This is a genomic window from Metamycoplasma hominis ATCC 23114 (assembly GCF_000085865.1).
In the GTDB taxonomy this organism is placed as follows: domain Bacteria; phylum Bacillota_I; class Bacilli_A; order Mycoplasmatales; family Metamycoplasmataceae; genus Metamycoplasma; species Metamycoplasma hominis.
Genome location: NC_013511.1, coordinates 658,106 through 665,445 on the forward strand (window position 1 = coordinate 658,106; position 7,340 = coordinate 665,445).

A 7,340-nucleotide genomic window follows, 5' to 3' on the forward strand; every position below is an offset into this window, starting at 1 on the left:
AATATGACCAATAATTTTGACGCTATTGTAATTGGCGGTGGTCATGCTGGAATAGAAGCAACTTATGCTTTGGCAAAAAGAAATTTTAAAGTCGCATTGGTAACTTTAAACATTAATAGACTTGCTATGCTTCCTTGTAACCCCTCAATTGGCGGTTCTGCAAAGGGAATAATAACACGTGAAATTGATGCCCTTGGCGGAGTTCAAGGGTTTTTTGCTGATAATGCAATGATTCAAATTAAGATGCTAAATACATCTAAAGGCCCAGCAGTTTGATCATTAAGAGCCCAAATCGATAAAGAAAAGTATTCGGAAATAATTTTAAAAGACATTGAAAAACAAAAAAATATTACATTGATTCAAGATGAAGCAAGCGATTTAATTGTTGAAGATGGAACTTGTGTTGGAATTGAAACACTTGAACATGGTAAACTATATTCAAAAGTTGTTATTATGACAACTGGTGTTTATATGAATTCAAGAATTTTGCGCGGTGAAAATATAAAATATGATGGACCCGATGGAGAAAAGACAAGTTCAACACTTTCGAAAAATTTAAAAAAATATGGTTTTGAAATAATAAGATTAAAAACTGGAACACCTTGCAGAATTTATACAGATTCAATAGATTTTTCAAAAGTTGAAAAAGAAGTTTTAGAAAAAAATGAACTTTGTTTTTCAAGCCGTAGTAATAAAAAACTAGATGAACAAACTTGCTGTTATTTAACACACACAACCTTAAAGACAAAAGAAATAATCTTAAAAAACTTAAAACGTAGTTCATTATATTCTGGAATCATAATTGGAATTGGTCCACGTTATTGTCCAAGTGTTGAAGATAAAATTGTTAGATTTCAAGAAAAAGATACACATCATATTTTCTTTGAACCAGAAACAGCACGTGGTGACATCATGTACATTAATGGGTTGTCTACATCAATGCCTGAAGATGTTCAAGATGAAATGATTGCATCTATTCCAGGTCTTGAACATGCAAGAGTTCAAAAATATGGTTATGCAATTGAATATGATGCAATTAACCCTTTGAATTTATACAAATCTCTTGAAAGCAAAATTTTAAAAAATTTCTTTTCAGCAGGTCAACCAAATGGAACGAGTGGTTATGAAGAAGCAGCAGCTCAAGGATTAATAGCAGGAATTAACGCTGCTAATAAACTTGATAATTTAGAACCATTAATCATAAAAAGAAATGACGGTTATATTGGCGTTTTAATTGATGACATTGTAACTAAAGGCACAAACGAACCTTATAGAATGCTAACAAGTAGAGCGGAATTTAGACTTCTTTTGAGAAACGATAACGTTGATGAACGTTTGTATAAGTATGCATATGACAACAAAATGATAAGCAAAGAAGAACATGATAGGATTGAAGAAAAATATAAAATTATTGCTGAAACAGTAGAAAAATTAAAAAATGAATATGTTTCTTCTAAAAGTGATGTTGGTCAAAAGTACAATGTAACAAATGGTATGTCATATTTAAAATTACTTTCAAATCCCGAAGTAGATCCAGTTGATATTTTAGGTTCAAATTTTCCATATATTGATGAAATAACTATTCAAGTTCGTTTGTATGGATATTTAAAGAAACAAGAATCAGCAGCGGATAAAATGCTTAGATTGGAACAATTAAAATTACCAAAAGACATTGATTATTGAAGTGTTGATAATTTAGCAACAGAGGCAAGACAAAAATTAGATAAAATAAGACCTGAAACAATTGGCCAAGCAGCAAGAATAAGTGGAATAAATCCTGCTGATATTCAAATGCTAATATTTTATTTAAACAATAAGCGTTAGTAATGAAATTAAATATTGTAGCAGTAGGTTCTCTAAGCAAGGAATATAAAACTATCTATGATCAATATCTTAAAAAAATTAGTTTTTTTTGTTCAATAAATTTGATTGAAATAAAAGAACAAGTTAATAAAAATATTGATTTAAAAATAGCCGAAGAAACAAAATTAATCCTAGAAAAAATTCCTAAAAACTCCAAAGTTTATTATTTATCATTAAGAGGCAAGAAACTTGATAGCAATGAATTTTCGGATTTACTTATTGAAGATAATATTACTTTTGTAATAGGCGGTAGCAATGGAGTTGATGAAACATATTTTAAAAATAAAATATGTTTTTCAGATTTGACATTTCCTCATCAATTATTTAGAATAATGTTAATTGAACAAATTTATCGAGGATTTAGTATAAAAAACAACATAAAATATCACAAATAAAATAGGCTTTTATTTTAAAAAACAAGTCTATTTTTTTATTTCTTATTTTTTTATTTAAAAGGAATAAAACATTTATAATTTAAATGTAACCATGTTAAATTTAAAAAATAAATTCTTGAAAGGAGTTTACATGGCAAAAAATACATGAGAAATTGCCAAACAGGCAATTGAAGAACACGATAATATTTTTATATTTCATCATATTAGACCTGACGGAGATTGTTTAGGCTCTCAATTTGGTTTGAGAGAATTAATAAAAGAAAATTATCCTGAAAAAAACGTTTTTGTTTTAGGGGATAACGGAGGAATCTTTCCATTTTTAGAATGAGATTTTGATAATTTTGAAAATATTGATAAAAAATATCTTAAGAATTCTTTAGGAGTAGTAGTTGATGCAAACTGCTCAAATAGAATTCAATTTGCTAATTATATTTTAGATGGTAATTTTACCCATATGTTAAGAATAGATCACCATCCAGTTGATCCAGATATTAATTATGACTATACTTGGGAAGACGCAACATATGCAGCAGCTGCTGAACAAGTTGGATATATCGCAATGATGGCAAAATGAAGAGTTACAACAAAAGCTGCTAAATACGTTTATTTAGGCATAAACACAGACTCTAATCGTTTTCAATATGACTACGTTCAAAAAAGAACATTTGATGTAGTAAGTTATCTTCATGAAGGCAATGATTTTAAAGTTTGAGACATTAACTTCCCTCTTTCAATTCGTGAAGAAAAGAAAGTTAGATTCAATGCCTATGTTCTTTTACATTACAAAAATGAAGGCAAAGTACTTTGATTCTATGCAAACAAGAAGATTCAAAGAAAATTTGGTTTAAATGAAAAGGAAGCAAATGATGTGGGAATTTTAGCAAATATTGGTGATGCTAAAATTTGAGTATTATTCATTGATGAACCAAATGGTAAAATTAGAGCAAGAGTAAGAAGCAATGGAATATGAATAAATCATATTTGTGCAAAACCTGAATATTACCCTGGCGGTGGTCACGAAGTTGCTTCAGGAGCAACTTGCGCTAATAAAAAATCTATGAAACATTTAATAGAAGACTTAAAGGCAGAGGTATTAAAATATGAATAAAATAAGTGCAGAAAAATTAGCAATTTTCAAGAAAATTGAAGAAAGAATTAAAGCACACAAAAATATAGTTATATATCATCATATTAGACCCGACGGAGATTGTTTGGGTTCTCAATTTGGAATGAAGAATTTAATTAAGGTAAATTTCCCTGATAAAACAGTGTATACAATTGGTGATTCCAAAGGCATTTATTCATTTTTAGAATTTAAAATGGATAAATTACCACTAGAAAAGTTAGATGATTCATTAGCAATTATTGTTGATGCTAACTTTAAAGAACGTTTAGAATGTAGAGAATATTTAGACAATAATTGTTTCAATGAAGTAATAAGAATCGACCACCATCCAAATGATGACGATTTGGATGCTTCATTAAGATGGGTTGAACCAGAAGCACCAGCTGCTGCTCAACAAGTAACTGAAATAGCATACGAATTGGGTTGAAAATTAAACAAAGAAGCTGCAACTTATTTATATTTGGGTATATATACTGATTCAGTTAAATTATCAACCAATACAACAACAGCAAAGACAATGTTGTTAGTAAGCTGATTGTGAGACAATGGTAGCCAAAAAGACTTAATTCATACAGAACTTTCTAAGCGTACATTGTTTGATATTAATATAAATACATATATATCTCAAAACATGAAAATAGCAAACGACGTCGTTTCATTTTACTTCCCATTGTCTGAACAAATTAAATTAGGAATTAAAGATCCATTAAAAGCAAATAGACCTTTTGTTCTTGGCTCAATCGACAATACAAAGGCATGAGTATTCTTTACAGAAGAAAAACCCGGCCAAATTCGTTGTGAATTTAGATCAAACGGTTGCAATGTAAGAAATGTAGCAATTAAATGAGGTGGGGGCGGACACATACGTGCATCAGTTGCTCAAATTTCTGATCCTAATTTAATTCCATTGATTATTAAAGATTTAGAACAAGAAACAAAAAACCTTGCTGATTATGAATAAAAAATAGAAATAATTTGTTAAAAAAGATGATTCTGTAAAATAAGAATCATCTTTTTTAAAATCTACCCTGAACGAAAACAAGGCTATGAGGATTTATCTAAACTAATTGAAGAGATAAATAATGGATTAAATTCTTTAGATATGAACGATATAAAGAATTTAGATTGAGTAAATGCAAAAAACTCAGAATTAAATAGAAAACATAATCATTATTTAAAAGATACAACCTTCTTACAGAAGAAAAAAAATAAAAGTTAAAAACCAAGATTTGACAATACAACAAATCTTGGTTTTTAACTAGAATTAAATGTTAGTTATGAATAAAATTATCTAATATATAATTATCAACTTTCTTGTTTATTGATTTAATAAAAGAAAAATAAGTTTTGTATTTCTTAAAATCTCCCTTTCAAACAAGCTTTTTATTTAATGAATTTGCTAAATCAATTGCTAAATAGACATCAAAGATTCCAAATTCATTATGGCAGTCAATAATCATTTTTTCAATTAATGAATTTATTTCGTGGTCTGAGATATCAATATTATCTCTTTTATATGAGCTTAATGCTTTAGTAAATAAATATCCGAAGTATATGTTTCTACTTTGTTGATATTGTTTAAATTTTTCAATAAATTGCTTATGAATTTCATTTTCTTCAGGGCTTAGAGAAGCATTTGCAAAGAGCTTATCTGTATCAATTGCATTTTTTATATATACATTTTCTTTTTTTAATATTAATATCATTTTAATTACAATTAAAATGAATATAGCTAAGAAGATTGCACCAAAAACATAACAAACAATACTTGATTTTTTAGATATAGTTCCCATAATGCCATTTGCTGCTAAAAATAGCAAGATAGCAATAACGAGAAAGAGAGCAACGGTTAGAAAACCAATAATGTTTAATATAACATTTTTTATTTTCATTTTCTTTTCTTTTGATGTCATTATTTAGCCTCCTTATAAGTTATTAGTTGAGGATTTTTTAAATATCCCCTTCCAGCTTTAGCGATATTATGGCCATTTAATCTTGTTGCATCGGCGCTAAAATTTACTCAAATTTTTAGCAGTGCTGCACCGATGCCGTATGTGTCAACAGGAGTCTCTTCGGCTTCAAATTCAGCAATTCTTTGAGCGTCAAATCCGCTTGAAACAGTTATTTTTACATGCTTGCCGTTATTATTATCTAATGCTTCTCTTAGCCTTTTTACTTGATTTGGTGTAACGCCAAATTCTGCTTCGCCTTCTTTGAACATTTTATCGATAAGCGCTTTCGATGTGTCTATTCTTACGCTTTTTAAGTCTTTGCCAAAAGTCTTTAAACATTTTAATGAATCGCTTATAACATCGTTGTGAAAATCAACTAGGGCAACTAGATCATCATTTGGAAAAACATTTTTATATGATTTGCAAGCAGCTACAATATCACCGTCAAACATTTGAATTAATGCATGAGGCATGCTTCCAAAAGTATGCTTTGGATCAAAATTTGAGCTTAGAAAAGTCGAGTGATTTTCTATACCACCTATTCTTATTGCATATGAGTCGTTTGGTTGATTTATATAATGATCTGCCCTATCTGCCATGCTTACGATCTTTTTGCCATTTGCTGCTTTTATTGCTCAATATGCATTGGTTGCTATTGATGATTGCCTTGCTAAAATGCCATCAATGATTCCTTCTCATATACCAAATTCATAATAAGGGCCTTCAAGTTCTAAAACTACTTCTCTATTGTGAATTATACTGCCTTCTGGCATGTATCTTATGGTGTATTTAGAAATATCAGTGTTTTGTTTTAAAATATCAATTGCTTCATTTATTCCACATAATTTGACATCATTATGTCTTTGAAAGAATTGTAGAGTAATGTTTTGATCTTTTTTGAACTTTTTTGATATTTTTTGAGTTTTGTAAAAATAAATTGAAATGTAATCTTTCAAATTGATTTTTTTCATTATTCTCCTTTTTATAATAATTTAATAAATTATTATTAGCCTCTTATTAAAATTTTAAACAAAATTAATTAATAAAATCATATAAAGTTATAAAATAATAAATCATTGTTAAAATATCTTTTTTAAAGACATGTTTTATAATAAAGGAGAATAAGTATGGCAAAAAACCAAGATAAAAAAATGCTATCTCCAGAAGAAAAAGAAATAGAAAATATAAAGAAAATATCAAAAAATGGTTGACATTTTAGTTATTGATCATTATTTTTTATTTTAGGAGTTATAGCTATTTTAATATGAGCAGTTGAATCTAAAAGTTCATCTTCAATGGTGAAATATCCATTATCTATAATATTTATAATTCTTTGCATAGCAATGATAGTTGGAATGTATACAATAAATGTAATGGGTTATAAACTAGCAATCAAATTAAACAATGAATCATTAAGAAAATGCTATTTGATTTCGCTAATTCCATTATTATTTTTTGTAGCATTGGTAGCAAGCTTTGTATCTTCGATTAAGCTAAAAGAAATTTATATAGATAAAAAAAGCCAATTTCAAAACGTTGCTATAGCAGGATAGAAAAAAACCTTGAATTAATTTTCAAGGTTTTTTTGTTTAATTTCTTTTGATATTTTGTTTGCATTTCTTTGGCGATGTGTAAATAGAATTATATAAAACACTAATGTAGGAATGGCAATGCTTATAAAGATTATAAAAAAGCAAGATAAGGCTATGTAACCATTTTGATTTCATAGGATGAAATAATTATCCAATGAAGTTATAGCATAAACACTTAATGTTGGAATAAACGCTATTGCAACTTGCGAAATTAAGGTGTGGCGTTTAGTTATTAATTGTGGCTTTTTCATCAATAGTATTGACGTTGTTAATATGTATGTAATTAAAATATAACCAACAATTACAAGTATTATAGGTAAAGTAATTTTCATAGTTAAAATTTTACTCCATTAAAAAATAAGAGCATTTAAAAAGCACATGTTTTAAACATGGCTTTTTAAAATTAGTTATT

8 protein-coding genes are annotated in these 7,340 nt (G+C 28.0%); 5 read left to right on the plus strand and 3 right to left on the minus strand.

From position 1 onward, the window contains the following. Positions 1-3: 3 nt before the first annotated feature. The 4 genes from mnmG (at position 4) to nrnA (MHO_RS02930) (ending at position 4,345) form a co-directional block, all read left to right on the plus strand. Positions 4-1,824 carry a tRNA uridine-5-carboxymethylaminomethyl(34) synthesis enzyme MnmG gene (gene mnmG / locus MHO_RS02915; RefSeq protein ID WP_012855797.1) on the plus strand — a complete coding sequence of 607 codons (1,821 nt, stop codon included), beginning with the start codon at positions 4-6 and terminating at the stop codon, positions 1,822-1,824. A 2-nt stretch (positions 1,825-1,826) separates the two neighbouring features. Then, positions 1,827-2,258 (plus strand): 23S rRNA (pseudouridine(1915)-N(3))-methyltransferase RlmH, encoded by a 432-nt coding sequence (locus tag MHO_RS02920; RefSeq protein WP_012855798.1) that lies wholly within the window; start codon positions 1,827-1,829, stop codon positions 2,256-2,258. A 130-nt stretch (positions 2,259-2,388) separates the two neighbouring features. Next, positions 2,389-3,366: a bifunctional oligoribonuclease/PAP phosphatase NrnA gene (nrnA, locus tag MHO_RS05890; RefSeq protein ID WP_012855799.1), complete on the plus strand. Its 978-nt coding sequence runs from the start codon at positions 2,389-2,391 to the stop codon at positions 3,364-3,366. After that, entirely contained in the window at positions 3,359-4,345 is a 987-nt protein-coding gene (gene nrnA / locus MHO_RS02930; RefSeq protein ID WP_012855800.1) for a bifunctional oligoribonuclease/PAP phosphatase NrnA, read from the plus strand. The genes nrnA (MHO_RS05890) and nrnA (MHO_RS02930) overlap by 8 nt, the downstream gene beginning before the upstream one ends. A 310-nt stretch (positions 4,346-4,655) precedes the next feature. Here nrnA (MHO_RS02930) and MHO_RS02935 read toward each other — a convergent pair whose 3' ends face one another. Beyond that, positions 4,656-5,297: a hypothetical protein gene (locus tag MHO_RS02935; protein ID WP_012855801.1), complete on the minus strand. Its 642-nt coding sequence runs from the start codon at positions 5,295-5,297 to the stop codon at positions 4,656-4,658. Further along, positions 5,297-6,307: a nicotinate phosphoribosyltransferase gene (locus MHO_RS05895; RefSeq protein WP_012855802.1), complete on the minus strand. Its 1,011-nt coding sequence runs from the start codon at positions 6,305-6,307 to the stop codon at positions 5,297-5,299. Before MHO_RS05895 ends, MHO_RS02935 begins: the two co-directional genes overlap by 1 nt. A gap of 156 nt (positions 6,308-6,463) precedes the next feature. Between MHO_RS05895 and MHO_RS05900 the strand changes: the two genes are divergently transcribed. Further along, on the plus strand, positions 6,464-6,889 hold the full coding sequence (locus tag MHO_RS05900; protein ID WP_012855803.1) for a hypothetical protein: 426 nt from the start codon (positions 6,464-6,466) through the stop codon (positions 6,887-6,889). A 14-nt stretch (positions 6,890-6,903) separates the two neighbouring features. On the opposite strand, the gene MHO_RS05905 is transcribed toward MHO_RS05900, so the two are convergent. Then, the gene (locus tag MHO_RS05905) at positions 6,904-7,260 is read right to left on the minus strand and encodes a hypothetical protein (protein WP_012855804.1); all 357 of its coding nucleotides are present in this window, start codon (positions 7,258-7,260) and stop codon (positions 6,904-6,906) included. Positions 7,261-7,340 lie beyond the last annotated feature (80 nt).